Below are 21738 nucleotides of genomic sequence, written 5' to 3'. Positions count from 1 at the left end.
AATACAATCTGTTTAATATGTTAGTTTCGGTTGTTGCCACGATTTCAATCTTGTGATTTTACTTTTATTTTTTTTGGTGGAATCTCTGATATTACAATTCCTTTATCTGCTACTTTTTTTATTATTGATGATTCCATTTTAATCCTCATCAATTTTGATCTGCCATCTACAAAAGCTGACCTTAACTCTTTTACTTCATTTTTAAGTCGTGCAATCTCATATACTTTCTGATCTGCACTATGCGAACTTGCAATCATTATTATGGCTAGAACAGAAATGAAAATGATGATTCTCCAGTTTTTAAAGGAGTCATCACTCACTAAAAATTTACCTCTTAAAATGCTGTAAATATTTTTTTTCATAATTTTTCAGCAATACGAAGCTTTGCGCTTCTAGCTCTATTATTTATGGCTATTTCTTCTCTAGCTGGAACAATTAAATTGCCTGCTTTTTTTAAAGGCACTTCATAGTTTCCAAAGACATCTCGTTCAGGTTCTCCTTCGAACATGCCATTTCTTATAAAACGTTTTACCAACCTGTCTTCAAGTGAATGGTATGAGATTAAACTCAATCGTCCGCCTTTGACTAAAATTTCTGGAGTTTGCAATAAAAACTCTTTTAAAGCTTCAATCTCCTGATTTACCTCAATTCTTATCGCTTGATAAATTTGAGCTAATACTTTATTTTCTTTTTTATGATTTAAAAACTGTTTCAAAACAGTTTTTAATTGTTGGCTCGTTTTTATCTCGCCATTTTTTCGTTCTTCAACTATTTCTTTTGCCATTGCTGGCGCTTGTCTTAATTCTCCATACTGAAATAAGACTTGTCTTATTTGTTCTTCATCATATTCGTTTACAACGTGATAAGCAGAAACGGCATCATCTTGATTCATTCTCATATCTAAATCAGCCTCGAATCGTGTTGAAAATCCGCGTTCGGCTACATCAAACTGATGAGAAGACACTCCAAAATCGGCTAAAACTCCATCGACTTCTTTGGCACCATAGAATCTTAAAAATCGTCTGACAAATCTAAAATTCTCATTGATTAACGTAAATCGATCATCATCAATAGTATTTAAAAGAGCATCTTTATCTTGATCGAAAGCAAACAGTTTCCCGTTAGGACCTAACTGGCTTAAAATCTCTTTGCTATGACCACCACCACCAAAAGTCACATCTACATAAACTCCATCAGGTTTAATATTCAAACCATCAACGGATTCTTTTAGCAATACTGGATTATGATATTCCATCGTCATCATCTTGTCCCATAACTTCTTCTGCTAAATCAGCAAAATCACCTGTGGCATCATCAATAGCTTTCTCGTACTTATCCTTGTCCCAAATTTCAATAATGTTAATTGCAGAAGACACTACAATTTCTTTGGCAATACCTGAAAAAGCCACTAAATCTTTTGGAATCAATAATCGACCAGCAGCATCAACCTCAACCATCTTCAAACCTGCAGTGAAACGACGTATAAAATCGTTATTCTTCTTTTTGAAACGGTTGAGTTTGTTAACCTTTTGCATTAAAACTTCCCATTCACTCATTGGATAGAGTTCTAAACACGGCTGAAAAACAGCACGCTTTAAAACAAAACCATTTTGCAAAACTGGAAGCAACTGCTTTTTAATTGCAGCAGGAAGCATTAGCCTTCCTTTGGCATCCACTTTGCATTCATAAGTTCCAATTAATGGGTTCAAACTGATTGATTTAGCGCAACTAGCGATTAAGATTCAAATATATCGAAAATTATCCCACATTTTACCACTCTACTCCACTTTTGTTAATAAATTTTCGATGAACTGTATTATTTCAACTATTTTACCACCCTTTGCAGAGGCTAAAAATTTAAAAATCAGACAGCTAAAAAATAAATTCATTATCCCAGAAGCATTGTTAATATCTCATTAACATTCATTTATGTTCGGTTGAAATATTATCGGAAAGTTTTAATTGAAATACCTATATTTGTTTTTGACAAAATGACCAATAATTAATGGCGCATCATTTAAAGAAGGAAAAAGAATTCAGTTATATTGAAGTTGGTGAAGGCACTCCAATTATTGTCTTACATGGCCTGATGGGTGGATTAAGCAACTTTGATGCGGTCACTACTTTTTTTAGTGAAAAAGGCTATAAAGTTCTTATTCCAGAACTACCTATTTACTCGATGTCATTATTAAAAACAAACGTAAAAAGTTTCGCAAAATACCTTCATGATTTCATTGAATTTAAAGGTTTTGACGAAGTTATTTTGTTAGGAAATTCACTAGGAGGACATATTGGTCTCTATCATACAAAATTATATCCAGCTAAAGTGAAAGGGTTAATCATTACAGGAAGCTCTGGCTTATATGAAAGTGCAATGGGTGGAGGTTACACAAAGCGTGGCGACTATGAAGTGATTAAGAAAAAAGCACAAGAGGTTTTTTATGATCCTGAGGTTGCAACCAAAGAAATTGTTGATGAAGTTTACGAAACAGTCAATGATAGAAATAAACTAATAAAAACACTTGCCATTGCAAAAAGTGCCATAAGACATAATATGGCAAAAGATTTGCCGAAAATGGTTTTACCTGTTTGCATCATTTGGGGTAAAAATGATACTGTTACACCTCCTGAAGTTGCTAAAGAATTCAATGAACTTTTACCAGATTCTGACTTATTTTGGATTGAAAAATGTGGACATGCTGCAATGATGGAGCATCCTGAACAATTCAACGACATATTATACTCTTGGCTTAAAGACCGTAATTTCTAATACAATCGCTTTCGCGAAAAATTTATTTTATGCTTATTAAAACTGCTGAATTCGTTATAAGTAATTCTGATGTAGATAAATGTCCAAAGGATTATCTACCAGAATATGCATTTATTGGAAGAAGTAACGTTGGGAAGTCATCTTTAATCAACATGCTTACCAACCATAAAAATCTCGCGAAGACTTCGGGAAGACCAGGAAAAACACAACTAATAAATCATTTTATTATCAATAAAAATTGGTTTTTAGTTGATTTACCAGGATACGGTTATGCTAAAGTTTCAAAGACTGCAAAGCGAAAATTTCAGAAGTTTATTACCAATTACTTCGAGAAAAGAAAACAGTTAGCTTCAGCATTTGTATTGGTTGACATAAGACACGAGCCTCAAAAAATTGATTTAGAATTCATGGAATATTTAGGTGTAAGTGAAATACCGTTTTCTATCATTTTCACTAAAGCGGATAAATTAAAGCCAAAGGCAATTGAAAGAAACGTTGAGGAATATTGTCAGGAACTCCTAAAGAATTGGGTGGAATTACCTCCTTACTTTGTAACCTCATCTTCTAAAGCTATTGGGAGAGATGAAGTAATTCAGTTTATCGAAGAGACAAATCAACAGATTAACACAATGCGATAATTACATAAACAGTGGTTGTAGATTTTTTACTTATTGGAGCAGCAAAATCAGCAACTACAAGCTTAAGTAATGCGCTATCACAACATCCTGATATTTGTTTTAGCGATCCAAAAGAGCCACAGTTTTTTAGTGATGAAAATTGGAGAGGCAACTTAGATAATTACCATTCATTGTTTAAAAAAAATTCCGCTAAACTTTTTGGTGAAGGCTCCACAAACTATTCTAAATTTCCACATTATAACAAGAATATTCATCAAGACGTTTTTGAATACAATCCTCAAATGAAAATCATTTATATGATGAGGCATCCAATAGATCGTATTGTTTCTCACTACATACACGCTTATAATCGAGGACATGAGCCTATAAGTAATATTAATAAAGCTTTAACCTCTAACAATCACTATATTGATACAACTCGATATGCGATGCAAATTGAACCTTATATTAGTCATTTTGGAAAGCACAATATACTAATGCTATTTTTTGAAGATTTTATTTCTAAACCACAACATGTATTAGATTCTACTTTTGAGTTTTTAGGTGTTGATAGAATATCTGTAAATAAAAAAGTGTTGGATACTAACAAAAGCTTCAATAGAAGAGTCATACATTACAAATATGACAATCCTAAAACTGTATTTGAAAAGATTAGAAAGGTCGGATTTATTATTAAAAACTATTTTAATCGTGATTTCATAAATCGAAAACCAAATTTACCTTCAGAAACTAAGTCCTATATTTTAAATAGTGTCAAAGATGATATTCAAAAAATAGAGAAATTATCCAATAGAGATTTATCACATTGGTTAGACTAGGTTTTTACATCTAAGGCATCTCTAAGCGCATTCCCTATTAACATAAAAGCCATAACCAAAATCATTATACATAATCCTGGTATTAAGGCTAAGTAAGGTTTTCCTAAAATAATATAATTATAATGATCCTTAATCATTGCTCCCCAACTTGACATGGGTGGCTGTGCTCCTATTCCTAAAAAACTAAGTCCGCTTTCAATAAGAATTGCAGCTGCAAAATTTGCTGCAGAAATCACAATAATTGGAGCCATTATATTTGGCAATATATGTTTAGTTATAATTCTATAATCATTAAAACCTAGTGCTCTGGCCGCAGTAACATATTGCATTTCTTTTGCACTTATTATTTGCCCTCTAACTACTCTAGCTACTTCAACCCACATGGTTAAACCAACTGCAATAAACACCTGCCAAAACCCCTTTCCGAGGGCTAATGTAATTGCTATTACTAGTAGCAATGTAGGAATTGACCAAGTCACGTTTATAATCCACATTATAACGGCATCAACTTTACCACCATAGTAACCAGCTATACTTCCCATAACAATACCAATTACTAAAGAAATAAAAACGGCAATAAAACCAATGAAAAAAGAAATACGAGAACCTATCAATACTCGACTTAGTAAATCTCTTCCGTATTTATCTGTTCCAAAAATAAAGGTCTTTTCTTTGATGAAAGCCTTATAATCTTTATTTGTAAAACGGCTTATATCAATTGATTTCTCTACTCCAATTAAACCGTCTGATGCATATTCGGTATATATTAATTTTTGATTATAAATTTTGTGTTTCGATATTGGTATTTCGGTGTCCGTCTTAAGTTTTCCATAAAAAAGTTTAGACACAAAACTTTGTTCAATTTCTAATTCTGAAGGCACACTCAAAAGAGTTACTTTAAACCCAGGAGATTTTGAATGAATTGATAAATGCATTTGATTTGCATTTTGGGAATCGTCTGGTGCAATAACATATGCAAAAACAGAAATGAGACCAATAATTACAATGAGCCAAAAACTTAAAACGCCCCAAAAGTTTTTTTTAAACTTTTGAAGCGCTAATTTGGTTAATGAGCCACTATTATTACTCATATTAATTCTTTACTGAAGTCGCAACTTTTGATTTTATTCCGTACGTCATTTTCAAGTCGTTTAAAACATTCAATGCCTCTTCGATATAAACATCTTTACTTAAGCTTGTATGCCAGCGCTCACGCTTATCTCTTAAAACAGAATCTTGTTCCATTAACTTTATCTCTTGAGATAATGACTCAAAAGTTAAGTTCGTTTGATAATTTGAAAGTTCTTCAAAACGTTTCGCTTCTTTTTCACTTATATCAAGTGACGTTCTATAATCATTATAGTTTAGAGAAAATAGTTCCTTATCTCTAATTTTCTTGACCCATTGAGCGTTTTCATCAATTAGGTTTAATTGTTCATTGCTTGCCATACGTTCTTTGCTCTTTGCAATAGTTGTATCGTAATCAAAATAGCTATCCCAAACATCATACTGCGCTGGTTCAATTTGACTCCAAGGCAGAGGATTCTCCTGGTTCTTTTCACCTATATCAATATAGCTGTATCGATTTGGAATAACAACATCACTTTTAACACCTTCTAATTGATTTGATCCTCCATTAATTCTATAGAATTTTTGAATAGTCAATTTTAAAGCACCAATATCACCACTCGTATTGTTTCTAACCATACGATTAAGATCTACGACAGTTTGAACAGTTCCTTTTCCATAAGTTTGATCACTACCAATTATAATTGCTCTTTTATAATCTTGCATCGCGGCAGCTAAAATTTCTGAAGCTGATGCAGAAGATTCATTAACTAAGATAACAAGTGGTCCATCCCAAACTATAGATCTATCTCTATCCATCAAAACTTCTTTTGGTTCTCCAGATGTTTTAACCTGAACTACTGGACCTTCTTTTATAAAAAATCCTGCCATATCGACAACGGTCTGTAAAGATCCACCACCATTATTTCTAAGATCTATAACAAGACCTTCCATACCTTCAGCTTTTAATCTTTCAATTTCGATTTTCACATCTGAAGCAGCATTACGATTATTCACGTCATTAAAATCAACATAAAATCCAGGTAAATCAATAATACCATATTTTTTTCCATCCTTAATAACTGTAGATGATTTAGCATAGACTTCACCCATTTCTACAATATCTCTGGTAATTGTAATATCTTGAATTGAGCCATCTACTTTTCTAACAGTAAGGGTCACATCTGTTCCTTTAGGTCCTTTAATAAACTTAACGGCATCACTAGTTCTCATACCTACCACATTAAGAGGTTCTTCTTCATCCTCCTGTTTTACTTTTAAGATTTGATCTCCAGCCTCAAGTTCTTTTTGTCTCCATGCTGGTCCTCCTGCAATGACTTCCATAATAGTAATGACATCCATCTTTTTTTGAAGTCTAGCTCCAATACCTTCAAACTTACCAGATATACTAGCATCAAAACGTTCTTTATCTTCTGGTTCATAATACGCTGTATGTGGATCGTATTCACGCACTATTGCATTTACATAAACTGATAGCAAATCTTTTCTTCGTCTATCTTCCATGTATTCATATAATTCATTTAAAGATTTTAACGTGATTCCGCGAGATTCCTTCTCAAGTTCGACAAGCGATTTTTTAGTAAAATCAACATCCTTATCATCTTCCGAATCAGACTCACTTACTCTTTTAATATCTCTTTCCTGTTGTGCTATTAAATCATCATAATTAGCAATAGTTGAAAATTTAAGTTGATGTCTCCAGCGTTCTTTTAATTCTTTTTTAGAGTTAACGTAAGTCAATTCCTCGTATTTTGTAGAAAACTCTTCCTCCATTGTAAAATCAAAAGGATTTTCTAATACCTCTTTATATATTTCTTTAGACTCTGCCAGTCTTTGCTCATAACGATCAAAGGTTAGGTCGAAAAAAGTAACTTCATAAGCCTTGATCTGATCATCCAAATCCGTTTTATACTTTTCGAATTCTTTAATATCAGACGCATAAAAATAACGTTTTAAAGGGTCGAGTTGTTTTAAATAATCATCAAAGATCTCTTTCGAAAAATCGTCATTAATGTCTTTCGGATTAAAATGCATTTCATCAAGTAGATATGTCACTAATTGAAAAACTAACTTGTCTTTATCTGGATCTTCAAACTTTTTAGATGTAAAACTGCATGAAGCAAATGCCAACAGTAACACCAAAAGCAATAATTTATAATTCCTTTGCATAATATTTTTCATATTTCATTTTTTATGTAACCCGACGTTCTTATGACCTTAACTAGTTCAAAAACGGTAATTACATAGAATTCATAATTTCTACTAAAGTAAAAGAAAAAACCATGCCAATTAAGTCAAGTGCTACTAATTTTTTGTTAAACCTCTATTTATAGGATTTTCAAGCGTGTTTGTGTATTTTTGTATGAGTCAAAAAAACAAATAAATGTCAAAGAAGCCTCTTATTTTAGTCACTAACGACGATGGTATTACTGCTCCAGGTATTAGAGCACTAATTGAAATAATGACAACTATTGGTGATGTAGTGGTTGTAGCACCAGACAGTCCGCAAAGCGGGATGGGTCATGCCATTACGATAAATTCCACCTTACATGTTGAAAAAGTAACGATAGACAAGGGTTTACAAAAGGAATATAGCTGTTCTGGAACTCCTGCAGATTGTGTGAAACTCGGTGTAAAACAAATTTTAGACAGACGACCAGATTTATGTGTGTCTGGAATTAATCATGGATCCAATTCATCGATTAATGTTATTTATTCTGGAACTATGAGTGCTGCTATTGAAGCTGGTGTTGAAGGTATTCCTGCAATAGGGTTTTCACTTTGTGATTATAATTGGAGTGCAAATTTTGATTCTTGTAAGACCTATATAAAATCAATTACCGAAAACGTTTTAAACCATGGTTTAGATAGTGGTACTGTACTCAATGTGAATATTCCGAATCTAAGCAAAAAAGAAATAAAAGGAATCAAAATCTGTCGTCAAGCAAAAGCTAATTGGGAAGAAGAGTTTGACAAGCGTACTAATCCTCAAGGCCGAGAATACTATTGGTTAACGGGGAAATTTGTAAATCTAGATCATGGAGAAGATACAGACGAATGGGCTTTAGCCAACGGTTATATTTCTGTTGTTCCTGTTCAATTTGACCTGACCGCACATCATAGCATTCAACAACTAAATACTTGGAAATTTGAAGAATAAAGAAGTAATCATAGGAATCATTATTGGCTTAATAGCTAGTGTTATTGGACTGACATTGTCGCTTTTGTTTTTTGGAACAGGAGAATCTCTAAAGGACTCTTTAAACATTTCTCGTGCTCAAGGTGTATTTACAAAATTGGTAAGTATTGGTGCTCTTTTGAATTTAGGTGCTTTTTTCCTTTTTATAAATACTAATAAAGAATCACGAGCCAAAGGCGTACTTATTGCAACCATTATTGTAGCTTTAATAACCATTATTATTAGATTTACATAAATGAAATACTACATCATTGCTGGCGAAGCCTCTGGAGACTTGCATGCTTCCAATCTGATGAAAGCATTACTACAACAAGATGTAAATGCCGAATTTAGATTTTGGGGAGGCGACCTTATGCAATCTGTAGGAGGAACTTTAGTAACACATTACAAGAATCGTTCATTTATGGGTTTTGCTGAAGTGATTTTTAATCTTCGTAAAATTTTAGGCTTAATTACCTTCTGCAAAAAGGATATTGAAAGCTATCAACCTGATGTTATTATTTTTATAGATAATTCTGGGTTTAATCTTCGTATTGCAAAATGGGCAAAAGATAAAAACTTCAAAACACATTATTATATTTCACCGCAGGTATGGGCATCTAGAGCTGGTCGAGTTGAAAAAATAAAACGTGACATTGATGCAATGTATGTTATCCTTCCTTTTGAAAAGGAATTTTATGCCAAGTATGATTATGACGTGCATTTTGTTGGCCATCCTTTGATTGATGCAATATCAGATCGTCAACAAGTTGATGAGCAAACCTTCAGAAAAGATTTTAATCTTACTGACAAACCCATTATTGCCCTATTACCAGGAAGTAGAAAACAAGAAATCACAAAAATGCTTGGTGTCATGCTGAGTTTGGTAAATGATTTTAAAGATTACCAATTTGTAATCGCTGGTGCTCCCAGTCAAGAATTTAGTTTTTATGAATCTTTTATTAAACAAGATAATGTAGCTTTCATTTCAAATAAAACTTACGATTTATTAAGTGTTTCTCATGCTGCTCTGGTTACATCTGGAACAGCGACTTTAGAAGCTGCTCTATTTAAAGTACCACAAGTCGTTTGTTATAAAGCGAATAGTATATCTTATCAAATTGCTAAACGAATTATTACCTTAAAATTTATTTCTCTGGTAAATTTAATAATGGATCGAGAAGTGGTCACTGAATTAATTCAAGGTGATTTAAACAAAAAGCGACTGAAGAAAGAATTGTCAAATATTCTTGATGAGAATGAACGTAGTAGATTGTTTATTGATTATTACGATTTAGAAAAGAAATTGGGAGGAAAAGGTGCAAGTGATACTGCTGCTAAATTAATTTATAAAAGTATCGCATAGTCTAATTCAAAAAGGAAAGCACGACCATTGATAAACATATTCTTTAGGTCGCAATGTTTCAATAAATTCGTATAAAGGCGTCATGATTATAAGAACTGATAATGAAACTAAAACTGTTTTTGATACTACTGATAACTTATTAACCTGATGTATTTCATTGTTGAAATTTAAAGTATAATTTTCAGCAACTAATTCTTCTTCAAGATACAAACCAATTGTTTCTGTAACACCATCTAAGGATTTTAAAGTTTTATATATCCAATTTAAAACTAAAATAGAAGAAATTATAGCAATAAAATACCAAACAATTTGGCCATCTAAATCAGAATTTAATAGAATTCTATTTTTCATGTAATGAATTTACAAAAACATTTTGATTTTTTTACTATTTTCGGCTTAATGAAAAAGATAGTCCTACTTCTCGTATTATGTATCAGTTTTGGTAGTTGTAATTCCTCAAAAGGAATTAAAACTAAAAAGTCTAAAACGACTAAAGTCAATACTCGAAAAAATAACACAGCTTCACCAAAACCATCCAAAACAATTGAGAGCATTATTGATTATGCTCAAACTTTTGAAGGTACACGGTATAAATATGGCGGAACAACTAAACGAGGAATGGATTGTTCTGGTCTGGTTGTAGTAGCTTTTCAGAAAGAAAACATCAATTTACCAAGAACGACGGCAGATCTAAAAAAGACAGGCGAATGGATTGATGTCAAAAACGTAAAAGAAGGTGATCTTTTATTTTTTGCTACAAAGAAGAACAGCCGGAAAGTAAATCATGTAGGTATTGTGACAAAAAGCAGACCTGGTTATGTCGAGTTTATTCATTCTACAAGCAGCAAAGGAGTTATTACTTCTAATTTATCTGAACGTTATTGGTACTCAGCTTATGTTCAAGCAAGACGAATGATGTAGATTATTTTCTATTTATATAGTTTATTTACTATATTAAGGAAGTGAAATCTCTCAATTTTATTATCATCAAGTTAACGTTCTGCCTCATAGCAGGCATCCTGCTTTCTCATTTCTTTCAAATAATATTACTTCATACGTATTACTTAACTATTGGATTACTCATGGTTTTGCTTCTAGCAAATCGTATGGCAAGACACATATTACATAAAACCATTTGGTTTGGACTTGTTGCTTATGTTTTGATGTTCTCTTTAGGCATATTAACCTATACTACACACCATCATAAAAATTTCCCTCAGCATTACATCAATAATAAAAACATTGAATCAGCTGTCTCCAATCAAATAGTTTTCAGAATAAAAGAACGGCTTAAGCCTACTAGATATCACACTAAATACATAGTAGAAATACTAAGAATTGACGAGCAAGTTGTTCAAGGCAAAACGTTATTAAACATTGAAAAGAAAAGCAACTTAAAATTATATGATGTAGATGACATCTTACTAATTCATTCAGAATTTCAAGAAATTAGAAGTCCGTTAAATCCAAATCAATTCAATTACAGAGCATATTTAGAAAAACAGCAGGTCTATCATCAACTTTTCACAGAACAACATCTCTTGTTTGAGATAAAATCAGAGACACAAACGGTCTTTGGATATGCAGATACTTTAAGACAGACCATCAATACACAATTAAGTGGTTTTGATTTTAAACCTGAAGAATTAGCGATCATCAATGCACTCATCCTTGGTCAACGACAAGACATGGATCGTGATATGTATACAGAATATGCAAATGCTGGAGCGATTCACATATTAGCAGTATCAGGGCTGCATGTTGGTATTATTCTTATGATGTTGAATTTTGCTTTAAAGCCCATTGAGAACTTAAAACGAGGCAACACCATTAAAGTCCTAATCATTCTAATTTTGCTATGGAGTTTTGCTGTTATTGCTGGATTATCAGCATCTGTTACAAGAGCAGTAACTATGTTTAGTATTGTGGCTATAGCGATGCATTTGAAACGTCCTACAAATATTTACAACACCTTATCTATTTCAATGTTTATGCTGCTATTGGTAAAACCCATGTTTTTGTTTGATGTCGGGTTTCAAATGAGCTATTTAGCAGTATTCGCTATTGTATCAATTCAACCATTAATGTATAAATTATGGTCACCTAAATGGAAAACTATAGATTATTTATGGCAAATTTTCACAGTGACTATGGCTGCTCAATTAGGTGTAGCTCCAATTAGTTTGTTTTATTTTCATCAATTTCCTGGATTATTTTTTGTTTCTAATATGGCTATTATTCCGTTTTTAGGATTGATATTAGGCATTGGGATTTTAGTGATTATTCTATCGCTTTTGAAAATACTTCCAGAACTATTAGCTAACGCGTATGGAAGTCTTATTAGCGCAATGAATCATGTAGTGTCTTGGGTATCCAAACAAGACACATTTCTAATTAAAGACATTTCGTTTGAATTAACACATGTAATAGGAACTTACCTGCTGTTACTTGCTATGGTTTTGGTTTACAAGAAATTTCATTTTAAGAGCATCTTGATTCTCTTAGTTTCAATACTGTCATTACAATGCAGTTTAATTTATACAAAAAGAAAAAATAATTCTGAAGCTTTTATCATTTTCCATAAAAGTAGATATAGTGTCTTTGGAAAAAAGGAGAATACCAATTTAATAATCTGGCATAATTTAGATAGTACCACAATAAAAAACGAAAAAATGATAAAAGACTACAAAGTTGGAAACTTCATAAAGTCTATCACATTTGATTCCTTACGAGATGTGTATAAAACGCCTCATAAGACATTTTTGGTAATTGATAGTTTAGGTGTTTATAAGGTAAGTTTTAAGCCAGACTTTATTGTTTTACGGAACTCACCTAAAGTTAATTTGAAACGTCTTATTGACACACTACAACCTCAATTTATCATTGCTGATGGTAGTAATTACAAATCTTATATAAAACGCTGGAAAGGAACTTGTTTAAATGAAAAACTCCCTTTCCATCAAACGTATGAAAAGGGAGCATTTATAATAAAATAATTTTTTCTATTGTTGAAACTCAGGTTTAAAAGCTGAGTAATACGCATTAAAATCCTCTTGAGTTGTCATTGACTTATAGTCATCACCAAGAAATAATTTTAAGTATAATTCAATTTGTTGGGGTTTTTGGTAGCCTTTAATTGGTGAAATAACCTTGGCATCTGTATCAAAAAACACAATAGTTGGATACGCATTCACTTTTAAATATCGTGTTAAATCGTGCACTCCGTTTCTTCTGTTTTTTAATTCAGCTTTGTAGCCTGGATTACTGAATGTTCTTCCGTCGTAATCGATAGTAGAGTCACCTTCAGCATCAAACTTAACAGCATAATAATTTTTATTCACAAAGGCTACAACATCCTGATTATGGAACGTGTTTTTATCTAACATTTTACATGGACCACACCAATTTGTGTATACGTCCATCATAATTTTCTTTGGGTTTTTCTTTTGAAGCTCTAAAGCCTCATCTAAAGTTACCCAGTTTATTTCTTGTGACTGAGCAAAACCACTAACCGAAGTTAACAGTGCTAAAACGAATATGTAAGTTAATTTTCTCATGATTTGTTTGTTGCAATTTCTGTTCCGAACTTACAAAAAATGCTCCAAAAGTGGAGCATTTTGCGTTTATTTTAACGATTTATTCGATTATCGAACACCATGCATTAACTTTTTAAGCACAGGATTCAATAAAATTGATATCAGTCCAACACCAATTGGTATTACCGTAAATATTAAAAAGAAGGTTCCTAAGGAATATTCTGCAGATATCTTATCAATCATTCCTCCCATAGTTCCTGCTGCTTTTTGACCTACTGCAATCGCCAAATACCAGACACCAAACATGAATCCTATCATACGAGCTGGAACCAACTTACTTAAATAAGAAAGTCCAACAGGTGATAAACACAGTTCTCCCATAGTATGAAATAAATATGCAATAATTAAAAATATCATGCTTATTGAAGCCGTCTGAGCTCCTGAAGGAATATCTGATGCTCCATATGATAACACAGCAAATCCAATTCCTAATAAAATTAAGCCTAAGCCATATTTCATCGCTGCGCTTGGATTGTATTTACTCTCCCACCATCTTGAAAACAAAGGTGCCAATGTGATAATAAAGAACGAATTTAATATTCCAAACCAAGTTTCTTCAACTTCCGTTACTTCTGCAGTGAAGTTCTTATATAATCTAAAAATCACCAATACCCATAACCCAGCAAAGATTATCCAAAGTATAACATTTGATAAGGCTATTTTTGAAAAGGTTTTTTTCGACAATATTGCTAGTACCCAAGTAATTATAATAAGCGGAATAGTAGTAAGTAGAGCATCAATAATTTTAAATACCGTTGCAGAATCACCTTCCAAAATACGATTTGTATAATCTCTCGCAAATAAGGTCATCGACCCCAAAGACTGCTCAAAAAACGCAAAGAAGAACACGGTAAATAATCCAAATATAGAAACTGCAATTATTTTATCTCTTACTATAGGTAAGTACCTAGAAATTCTAGTCACTAATAAAACCAGAAAGAAAGCTAAAGCACATAATACAATAACATTAGACCCGCTCATTCCACCAATTTCAAAAGGTGCTAAACTTGTTCCTTTAATCTTTTCTAAAGGATCATTAAACAAATAAAGTAATCCTCCAACAGATGATAAAACAATTAATATCTTGTCAAATGTGGTGAACGGATTTAATTTCTCATTCAATTGAGCATCTTCTTGATCTACTGGACTCTCTTCATTAATATTCTGTGGTAATTCTACTTCATGTTTAAGACTTGGCTTTCCACCAATATCACCAAAAATCTTTTTAGAAAACAAGAATTGAAGCATTCCAAAAAACATAAAAATTCCGGCTATCCCAAATCCCCAAGACCATCCATAAGTCTTAGCAAAATACCCGCAAAGTAACATTCCAAAGAAAGCTCCAGCGTTTACACCCATATAAAAAATCGTGTATGCACCATCTTTTTTAGATTCTTTGCCTTTATACATTTCTGATATAATAGATGTAATATTAGGTTTAAAAAACCCAGTTCCTATCACTAATAAGGCTAATCCAAGATAAAATGTCATTGTTGTTTCAAGAGCCATAGCGGCATGACCAAGGGTCATTATTAAACAACCAATCACAACAGCTATTCTATAACCTGTAATTTTATCAGCTATCCAACCACCAACTATAGGTGTGAGATATAACAACGAAGCGTAGGTTCCTATTAATGCTAAAGCATGCTCTCGTGGCCAATCCCAACCAGGATTATCACTTGCAAATGGAGCTGTTAGAAAAAGAACCAATAGAATACGCATTCCATAGAATGAAAAACGTTCCCACATTTCGGTAAAAAAGAGTACGAACAAGCCTGCAGGATGCCCAATAACCTTGTCTTTAAAAAGATTTTCGATATCAGTATTCATAAAAGAAAGAATTTAGTTAGAAAAGACAAACCCTTGTAAATAAAGTTTTACAAGGGTTTAATTTTATATAAGTGTTAGTTATTAATATCTGGATCAGCAAGTTCAAAACCTTCGGTCTCATCATTATGCATTTCAACTTCATTATCTTCAGCTCCATGCGTTAGGCGCTTTAATGGTTTTAACAATGCTATAACCAATAAACCAAAAGCAACTGTAAAAATTACAATTCCTATAAAAATAGTGTACTCTCCAAAATGTTCAGATTTTTCACCTAAAATACCAGCAACTTTTCCTCCAAGTCCAGTAGCAGCAAAATATAATCCCATCATTAAGGACGCATACTTTACAGGTGCTAATTTTGTTACAAACGATAATGATACAGGAGAAGAGCATAACTCTCCAATTGTATGAAATAAGTAAGCTAATACTAACCACTGCATTCCCGAACTTCCATTAGCATCATATTCTTTAACTGCAAAAATCATGAATACAAAGCCTAAGCCCATAATTATTGTTCCTGTAGCCATTTTAAACAATGAAGAGGCTTCTTTATTTTTTAATTTACGTTTTGCCCAGATATTTGCTATCCAAACTGCAAGTAATATAATAAATCCAGCATTTAATCCTTGAAACATTGGTGTTGGGACTAACCAACCAAATAACATTCTATCTGTCTTTGTTTCTGTATAAACACTCATCAATCCACCAGCCTGTTCAAAAGCTCCCCAAAAAACAATTACCAATAAAAATGAAAGTAATAATACTAAGAAACGATCTTTTAATACTTGTGTCTCTAAACTTTTAAAAATCATCATTAATAATCCTACTACAAAAGAAAGAAAGATAAATAAGGCTCCATAACCCCAATGATCAACACCTTCAAAGGTAAATCCTGCATAAAGTGAAAATGCCAATAGAACAACAAAAATTGCTAATTGTACTGGTGATTTAAAAATATTTGAAAATAGTTTAACTATAGAAATATCATTTTTCTTTTCTTCAACTGTAGGTTTATTACCTACATGAGAAATATATTTTTGTCCCCATATATATACAAAAAGTCCTAGTAACATTGCAATTCCTGCCATACCAAAACCTGCGTGCCATCCCCATTTTGCAACAACCATTCCTACAAATGTAGTTGCTAATAATGATCCTAAATTAATACCTATATAAAAGATACTAAAACCTTTATCACGTCTTATGTCTCCTTTTTTATAAAGACCTCCAACCATTGTTGAAATGTTAGGTTTTAAACAACCTACACCCAAAATAATTAAGCCTAAACCAGTAAAGAAAGCCCAATCAGCCTCTATTGCCAACGTACCATGACCAAGACACAAAATAATTGCTCCTAGCATGACTGTCTTCCTTTGTCCTAAGACTTTATCGGCTAAAATACCTCCAGGAATTGATATTACATACACTAACATAACATACCAACCATATAGTTGATAGGCTTCAATATTAGACCAACCTAAACCAGGACCATCTGCGTGAGATGCTTGAGCAATCATGTAAATTACTAATAGTGCTCGCATTCCATAATATGAAAAGCGTTCCCACATTTCAGTAAAAAATAGAACATAAAGCCCTATAGGATGTCCCCAAAGTTCTTTTTGGTGAGGTTTTAGTGTTGTTGTAGACATAAAAATTTGTGTTAGTTAGTTTTTTTCACGGTTCTTGAAAAAGCATCAAGAATCGTGCTATTTTTTGATAAAAATATGTCAAGTTTACTAAAAATTACGCAAAAAACCCTAACTATTAACAGTTAAATGTGCAATAATCATAACTGTAAAGAGAATTACATACAAGAATAGTATCTTTGTATCCTTAAATTCAAGTTAATGCATAAAACTATTACTGGCTTTTCTAAATTGTCTAAATCTGAAAAAATTGATTGGATTGTTGATACTTATTTTTCAAATAATGACAATGCTGAAATTATTTTAAAGCAATATTGGAATAGTGATGATAAAATCCAACAACTGCATGATGAATTTATAGAAAATACAATTACCAACTATTACCTGCCTTTTGGTATTGCGCCTAATTTTTTAATTAACGGGCAAACTTATACAATACCAATGACTATTGAGGAGAGTTCAGTTGTTGCCGCTGCAAGTAAAGCTGCAAAATTCTGGTTTGATCGAGGTGGATTCCAAACTAAAGTCATTTCATCCACAAAAATTGGTCAAGTCCATTTTACTTATGATGGTAATACGGAAGACTTAACTTCGTTTTTCAATGTGGTAAAACCAAAATTCTATGAAGACACTTCATCTATTACCAAAAGTATGGAGAAACGTGGAGGTGGCATTTTAGATATTGAACTTAAAAACAAAACTGAAGATCTCGAAAATTACTATCAATTACATGCCACGTTTGATACCGTGGATGCTATGGGAGCAAATTTTATAAATAGTTGCTTAGAACAGTTTGCAACAACCTTAAAAGCAAATGCAGAACCTTCATTGTCTGGTAATATTAATATTATCATGAGTATTCTGTCTAACTATGTGCCCAATTGTTTAGTTAGAGCTGAAGTCAGTTGCAAGGTTGAGGATTTAACTGAAAACCCAAATATATCACCTGAAGCGTTTGCAGAAAAATTTATTCAAGCTGTTAATATTGCAGAAATAGAGCCATATAGAGCAGTAACACATAACAAAGGTATTATGAACGGCATTGATGCAGTCGTTTTAGCTACTGGGAATGACTTTAGAGCTGTTGAAGCAGGAGTTCATGCCTATGCATCAAGAAATGGAACTTATAGCAGTTTAACACATGCAGAAGTGAAAGATGGTATATTCAAATTTTGGATGGAAATCCCTTTAGCTCTTGGAACTGTTGGTGGCTTAACAAGTTTACACCCATTGGTAAAACTAGCTTTAGAAATGCTTGGTAAACCTTCTGCAAAAGAACTCATGCAAATTGTTGCAGTCGCTGGATTAGCTCAAAACTTTGCTGCATTACGTTCGTTAACTACTACTGGCATTCAAGAAGGTCATATGAAAATGCATCTCATGAATATTTTAAACCAGTTTGAAGCAACTCCAGAAGAAAAAGAGACACTTGTATCACATTTTAAAACAAATGCTGTAACGCATAGCTCAGTATTAGAAAACATTAACAAGTTAAGAGCCAACAACTAGTGAAAAGCTATTATAGTCATGGGAAATTACTCCTTACTGGAGAGTACGTCGTTCTTGATGGTGCTTTCTCTTTGGCTATTCCAACTAAATTCGGTCAAGACTTAACCGTTAAACCTTTAGAAGCTTCAAAACTTTATTGGAATAGCTTTGACGAGAATAATTCAAATTGGTTCGAAGCCGAATTTGATTTAAGTCACCAAAATATTTCGTGTAACAAAAACAATGATGAGAAGGTTTCAGAACGACTTTTACAAATTCTGAAAGCTGCTCAATCTCTTAATCCTAAGTTTTTAAGTAATCGCCAAGGTTTTGAGATTACTACGCAACTTGAATTTCCAAAAAACTGGGGTTTAGGCACTTCTTCTACTTTAATACATAACATTTCCAATTGGGCTAATATCAATCCATATAGTCTGCTTGATTTAACATTTGGTGGCAGTGGTTATGATATTGCTTGCGCTGAAGCTAAACAACCAAAAACATATCAGATTCTTTTAGACGGCAAAAAGGATATAAAATCTGTGAATTTTAACCCATCCTTTAAAAGCTCATTGTATTTTGTTCATCTGAATCAAAAGCAAAATAGTAGAGATGGAATAGCAAAGTATAGGTCTAATGGTTCAGACTTAAAGATTGACATTGAATACATTAACCGAATCACTCAAGACATGATTGATTGTGATTCATTAGAACACTTTCAACAATTAATAGATCGTCATGAACAAATCATTTCGAAAATCATAAAACAAAAACCAGTTAAAGAGCTTCTATTTAATGACTTTAACGGCAGCATCAAAAGTCTTGGGGCTTGGGGTGGAGATTTTGTTTTAGTCGCTTCACAAAACAATCCTAGCTCTTATTTTAAAGACCAAGGGTTCTCAACTATTATTGATTACGAGGACATGATTTTAAAATAAAAAAGCTCCACATAAAGTGAAGCTTTTTAAATCTATAAAATTTTAAAGTCTAGAAAAATCTAGCTCTGTTATCTTCAATCTCAGCTGTTTCTTTTAAAGCTTGGTATACTTTAGTTTCTGACGCACTAGTTCTTGCTGTACTCAAACGGTTTGCGATAGCTTGGTAGTTATCTAATGAAGTCGCTTCATTAACCTTAGTAACTTCAACTACATACACACCTTTGTTTCCAACAATTGGTTTAGAAACTCCTCCTTGCTCTAATCCGAAAGCAGCTCCAACAACCTTAGGTTCTGCACCAGCTCCAGATAATGTTGGGTTTTTCATGTTAACAGCAGACGCTTTATTAGAAGCCTTGCCTTGATTTTTAGCAACATCAGCAACTGTTGTTCCTGTGATACCTTCTAAAATCATTTTAGCTTTTTTCTCATTTCTTATTTCAGTAAGAACTGTTGCAGAAGCACTCTCAGTATCCATTAAACCTTTTTTAGTCGCTTTAACAACTTGAACTACGGCATAACCTCCACTAGGAATAGAAAAACGCTTGTAGTCTCCTACTTTAGTTCCATCTTCGAATGCCCAACGAATAATTGTTCTTTGACTTCCTAAACCTGGAATATTTTCATCAAGAACTTTAATTCCGTTAACTGGCTTAGTATCAAAATTACGTTCTTTAGCAGCATCTTGATAAGCTTCTTTTTGTAAAGCCAATTCAAACTTAGATGCTTCTGTAAATGTTGCATCAATAGTTTTCTCAGAAGGTTCAACCTTACGAGATATAGTTGCAACTTTTACTGCTCTTGATTTATTTTTTTGGTCAAGTATTTCAATAATATGAAAACCGAATACAGTTTGAACCACATCAACATCACCTACTTCCTTTTGAAATTCAAAATCACTAAATGGCTTAACCATTTGAGTAATTGGGTGAAAATCATATTCACCACCATTACTAACACTTCCTAGGTCTGAAGAATAAGTAGTTACTAATTCTGGAAATTTAGAAGGATTAGCAGTAACAACTGTTTTAATACTATCTGCCAATGCTCTTGCATCATCAATAGTTGTTGTTACATCTGGCTGAGCACTTTGAGCTCCAAGGTGTGGAACTAAAATATGTCTTACTTTAACTGAATCTGGCAATTGCGTTTCAGCAACTACTTTAGACAATTTGTAGAATCCGTTATCCTTATAAGGACCGTAAACTCCACCAACGTTAGTTCCGTAAATTGCATCTGCAGCAACTGTAGGCAATTGACCTTTAGTTAAAAATACATCGTTATAAGAAACATCTGAATTAGAATTTACAAAGTTTTCTACGTCAGTAGTATTTGCAAAACCGATAATCGTATCTGTATTTTTTGTAGTGTCGTTAAATTCTGCCTTGTTATCTAATAAGGCTAATAAATCAGCTTTAAGATTATCTTCATCTTCAACACTAGCAACTTCTTTAAACTCTACAAAGCTGATGTCTCTTGTCGCTTCAACTTCATATTTATCTTTATGCTGACCAATGTATTTAGTGATATCTGCTTTAGAAACATCTACTAAACTATCTGTGATAGACGTAAAAGGTATTTGAACATAATTCAAATCTCTTGTTGCGTTTTCTAACATATAATCAACTTCAGCTTCACCTAAAGTAGCATTTACTCCAGCTTTAACCATTGCATAGTATGCTCTTTCTTGAGCTCCTAAAGCAATATTGTTTTCAGTACTTACCCATTGTTGGTAGTTAATTTGAAACGTTCCTAACGGAGCACTTTGACCGTTAAGTGCTTTTAGGTTATTTACAAACTCAGTAAGTTTGTTTTCATCAAAAACACCAGCTGCATTTTGAAGCTCTGGATAACTAGAGAAACTTTGTTTAAGTAAATCTTTCATTTGATCTCCTTCAACACTTAAGCCAAGGTTTTCAAATTGAGATGCCATAATTGCTTTTCTAACTTCTTGATCATAAACTCTAGACATTGCTTGAGTAGATGTAGAATTTGGACCTAACTGACTTTGCATTTGCTCAACTCTGTTCATAAAGTCAGTTCTGTTGATGTTTGTACCATTAACGGTAGCAACTACATCTTGAGAACCGCCAAAAAGCGCATCACTGTTTCTAAACAAATCGGTAAGTACAAATGAGAACAATGCTAGTGCAATGATTAGAATCAAGAACAAAGAACGTTGTCTAATTTTATTTAAAACTGCCATTTTACGTATATTTTATCGAATAATAAGTGGGCGAAAATACCATTTTCTATTAAATAATGAAAGTAGATTTATGTTTTTATTGCTTAAATAGCAAGGTATATTCAAGTCTTGGGATGAGCGTCGGATTTTATCGGCTAAATACTGAAGAAAAGTAATCCATATTAAAACAACTTTT

At 32.7% G+C, this 21738-nt stretch carries 20 protein-coding genes; 10 read left to right on the top strand and 10 right to left on the bottom strand.

Annotated elements, in window-relative coordinates; all coding sequences use genetic code 11:
• Positions 1-44 precede the first annotated feature (44 nt).
• From RH81_RS10125 to mraZ, 3 genes are read right to left on the bottom strand one after another with little or no spacing between them, the layout of a single operon-like run.
• Positions 45-362: an FtsL-like putative cell division protein gene (locus tag RH81_RS10125; protein ID WP_033960071.1), complete on the bottom strand. Its 318-nt coding sequence runs from the start codon at positions 360-362 to the stop codon at positions 45-47.
• Complete coding sequence (gene rsmH, locus RH81_RS10120; RefSeq protein ID WP_033960321.1) at positions 359-1255, bottom strand: 16S rRNA (cytosine(1402)-N(4))-methyltransferase RsmH; 897 nt, start codon at positions 1253-1255, stop codon at positions 359-361. Before rsmH ends, RH81_RS10125 begins: the two co-directional genes overlap by 4 nt.
• Complete coding sequence (gene mraZ / locus RH81_RS10115; RefSeq protein WP_033960070.1) at positions 1242-1709, bottom strand: division/cell wall cluster transcriptional repressor MraZ; 468 nt, start codon at positions 1707-1709, stop codon at positions 1242-1244. The genes rsmH and mraZ overlap by 14 nt, the downstream gene beginning before the upstream one ends.
• Before the next feature lie 296 nt (positions 1710-2005).
• Here mraZ and RH81_RS10110 point away from each other — a divergent pair, with 296 nt between their 5' ends.
• Genes RH81_RS10110 through RH81_RS10100 form a run of 3 tightly spaced genes read left to right on the top strand, consistent with a single transcriptional unit; the run spans position 2006 to position 4226 of the window.
• On the top strand, positions 2006-2770 hold the full coding sequence (locus tag RH81_RS10110; protein ID WP_033960069.1) for an alpha/beta fold hydrolase: 765 nt from the start codon (positions 2006-2008) through the stop codon (positions 2768-2770).
• A gap of 29 nt (positions 2771-2799) precedes the next feature.
• A complete protein-coding gene (gene yihA, locus RH81_RS10105; protein WP_033960067.1) occupies positions 2800-3408 on the top strand; it encodes a ribosome biogenesis GTP-binding protein YihA/YsxC in 609 nt (202 codons plus the stop codon).
• An 11-nt stretch (positions 3409-3419) separates the two neighbouring features.
• Positions 3420-4226, top strand: a complete 807-nt coding sequence (locus RH81_RS10100; protein WP_052172503.1) for a sulfotransferase family protein — start codon at positions 3420-3422, stop codon at positions 4224-4226.
• On the opposite strand, the gene RH81_RS10095 is transcribed toward RH81_RS10100, so the two are convergent.
• Both RH81_RS10095 and RH81_RS10090 read right to left on the bottom strand, forming a co-directional pair.
• A complete protein-coding gene (locus RH81_RS10095; protein WP_033960066.1) occupies positions 4223-5317 on the bottom strand; it encodes an ABC transporter permease in 1095 nt (364 codons plus the stop codon). The two genes, RH81_RS10100 and RH81_RS10095, sit on opposite strands and share 4 nt — an antisense overlap.
• Before the next feature lies 1 nt (position 5318).
• Positions 5319-7484: a carboxy terminal-processing peptidase gene (locus RH81_RS10090; protein WP_033960319.1), complete on the bottom strand. Its 2166-nt coding sequence runs from the start codon at positions 7482-7484 to the stop codon at positions 5319-5321.
• Between the two features lie 214 nt (positions 7485-7698).
• On the opposite strand from RH81_RS10090, the gene surE reads away from it, so the two are divergent.
• Genes surE through lpxB form a run of 3 tightly spaced genes read left to right on the top strand, consistent with a single transcriptional unit; the run spans position 7699 to position 9859 of the window.
• Positions 7699-8475, top strand: a complete 777-nt coding sequence (surE, locus tag RH81_RS10085) for a 5'/3'-nucleotidase SurE (RefSeq protein ID WP_033960065.1) — start codon at positions 7699-7701, stop codon at positions 8473-8475.
• Positions 8465-8749 carry a hypothetical protein gene (locus RH81_RS10080; RefSeq protein ID WP_052172502.1) on the top strand — a complete coding sequence of 95 codons (285 nt, stop codon included), beginning with the start codon at positions 8465-8467 and terminating at the stop codon, positions 8747-8749. The genes surE and RH81_RS10080 overlap by 11 nt, the downstream gene beginning before the upstream one ends.
• Positions 8750-9859 carry a lipid-A-disaccharide synthase gene (gene lpxB, locus RH81_RS10075; RefSeq protein ID WP_033960063.1) on the top strand — a complete coding sequence of 370 codons (1110 nt, stop codon included), beginning with the start codon at positions 8750-8752 and terminating at the stop codon, positions 9857-9859.
• A 6-nt stretch (positions 9860-9865) separates the two neighbouring features.
• On the opposite strand, the gene RH81_RS10070 is transcribed toward lpxB, so the two are convergent.
• Positions 9866-10210: a hypothetical protein gene (locus tag RH81_RS10070; protein WP_033960062.1), complete on the bottom strand. Its 345-nt coding sequence runs from the start codon at positions 10208-10210 to the stop codon at positions 9866-9868.
• Between the two features lie 48 nt (positions 10211-10258).
• On the opposite strand from RH81_RS10070, the gene RH81_RS10065 reads away from it, so the two are divergent.
• The gene (locus RH81_RS10065) at positions 10259-10780 is read left to right on the top strand and encodes a C40 family peptidase (protein ID WP_033960318.1); all 522 of its coding nucleotides are present in this window, start codon (positions 10259-10261) and stop codon (positions 10778-10780) included.
• Positions 10781-10821: 41 nt separating this feature from the next.
• Complete coding sequence (locus RH81_RS10060; protein WP_033960060.1) at positions 10822-12855, top strand: ComEC/Rec2 family competence protein; 2034 nt, start codon at positions 10822-10824, stop codon at positions 12853-12855.
• Between the two features lie 6 nt (positions 12856-12861).
• Here RH81_RS10060 and RH81_RS10055 read toward each other — a convergent pair whose 3' ends face one another.
• From RH81_RS10055 to RH81_RS10045, 3 genes are all read right to left on the bottom strand, one after another.
• Positions 12862-13416: a thioredoxin family protein gene (locus tag RH81_RS10055; RefSeq protein WP_173424369.1), complete on the bottom strand. Its 555-nt coding sequence runs from the start codon at positions 13414-13416 to the stop codon at positions 12862-12864.
• An 87-nt stretch (positions 13417-13503) separates the two neighbouring features.
• A complete protein-coding gene (locus tag RH81_RS10050) occupies positions 13504-15288 on the bottom strand; it encodes a peptide MFS transporter (protein ID WP_033960057.1) in 1785 nt (594 codons plus the stop codon).
• Between the two features lie 74 nt (positions 15289-15362).
• Positions 15363-16937, bottom strand: a complete 1575-nt coding sequence (locus RH81_RS10045) for a peptide MFS transporter (protein ID WP_033960056.1) — start codon at positions 16935-16937, stop codon at positions 15363-15365.
• 198 nt (positions 16938-17135) lie between these two features.
• On the opposite strand from RH81_RS10045, the gene RH81_RS10040 reads away from it, so the two are divergent.
• Positions 17136-18443 (top strand): hydroxymethylglutaryl-CoA reductase, degradative, encoded by a 1308-nt coding sequence (locus RH81_RS10040; protein ID WP_033960055.1) that lies wholly within the window; start codon positions 17136-17138, stop codon positions 18441-18443.
• On the top strand, positions 18443-19360 hold the full coding sequence (locus RH81_RS10035; RefSeq protein ID WP_033960054.1) for a GYDIA family GHMP kinase: 918 nt from the start codon (positions 18443-18445) through the stop codon (positions 19358-19360). The genes RH81_RS10040 and RH81_RS10035 overlap by 1 nt, the downstream gene beginning before the upstream one ends.
• A 49-nt stretch (positions 19361-19409) precedes the next feature.
• On the opposite strand, the gene RH81_RS10030 is transcribed toward RH81_RS10035, so the two are convergent.
• Positions 19410-21563: a peptidylprolyl isomerase gene (locus RH81_RS10030; protein WP_033960053.1), complete on the bottom strand. Its 2154-nt coding sequence runs from the start codon at positions 21561-21563 to the stop codon at positions 19410-19412.
• Positions 21564-21738: the final 175 nt, after the last annotated feature.

The sequence above is a fragment of the Psychroserpens jangbogonensis genome (genome assembly GCF_000797465.1).
Taxonomy (GTDB): Bacteria; Bacteroidota; Bacteroidia; order Flavobacteriales; family Flavobacteriaceae; genus Psychroserpens; species Psychroserpens jangbogonensis.
Note: the sequence above shows the minus strand (reverse complement) of the source record. Positions and strands in the feature narration are given on the sequence as shown.

Excerpts from the sequence above, each read along its gene's own strand:
- RH81_RS10125 (WP_033960071.1), bottom strand. The coding sequence starts at position 362 with ATGAAAAAAAATATTTACAGCATTTTAAGAGGTAAATTTTTAGTGAGT.
- rsmH (WP_033960321.1), bottom strand. The coding sequence starts at position 1,255 with ATGGAATATCATAATCCAGTATTGCTAAAAGAATCCGTTGATGGTTTG.
- RH81_RS10110 (WP_033960069.1), top strand. The coding sequence starts at position 2,006 with ATGGCGCATCATTTAAAGAAGGAAAAAGAATTCAGTTATATTGAAGTT.
- yihA (WP_033960067.1), top strand. The coding sequence starts at position 2,800 with ATGCTTATTAAAACTGCTGAATTCGTTATAAGTAATTCTGATGTAGAT.
- RH81_RS10095 (WP_033960066.1), bottom strand. The coding sequence starts at position 5,317 with ATGAGTAATAATAGTGGCTCATTAACCAAATTAGCGCTTCAAAAGTTT.
- RH81_RS10090 (WP_033960319.1), bottom strand. The coding sequence starts at position 7,484 with ATGCAAAGGAATTATAAATTATTGCTTTTGGTGTTACTGTTGGCATTT.
- surE (WP_033960065.1), top strand. The coding sequence starts at position 7,699 with ATGTCAAAGAAGCCTCTTATTTTAGTCACTAACGACGATGGTATTACT.
- lpxB (WP_033960063.1), top strand. The coding sequence starts at position 8,750 with ATGAAATACTACATCATTGCTGGCGAAGCCTCTGGAGACTTGCATGCT.
- RH81_RS10070 (WP_033960062.1), bottom strand. The coding sequence starts at position 10,210 with ATGAAAAATAGAATTCTATTAAATTCTGATTTAGATGGCCAAATTGTT.
- RH81_RS10065 (WP_033960318.1), top strand. The coding sequence starts at position 10,259 with ATGAAAAAGATAGTCCTACTTCTCGTATTATGTATCAGTTTTGGTAGT.
- RH81_RS10055 (WP_173424369.1), bottom strand. The coding sequence starts at position 13,416 with ATGAGAAAATTAACTTACATATTCGTTTTAGCACTGTTAACTTCGGTT.
- RH81_RS10050 (WP_033960057.1), bottom strand. The coding sequence starts at position 15,288 with ATGAATACTGATATCGAAAATCTTTTTAAAGACAAGGTTATTGGGCAT.
- RH81_RS10045 (WP_033960056.1), bottom strand. The coding sequence starts at position 16,937 with ATGTCTACAACAACACTAAAACCTCACCAAAAAGAACTTTGGGGACAT.
- RH81_RS10040 (WP_033960055.1), top strand. The coding sequence starts at position 17,136 with ATGCATAAAACTATTACTGGCTTTTCTAAATTGTCTAAATCTGAAAAA.
- RH81_RS10030 (WP_033960053.1), bottom strand. The coding sequence starts at position 21,563 with ATGGCAGTTTTAAATAAAATTAGACAACGTTCTTTGTTCTTGATTCTA.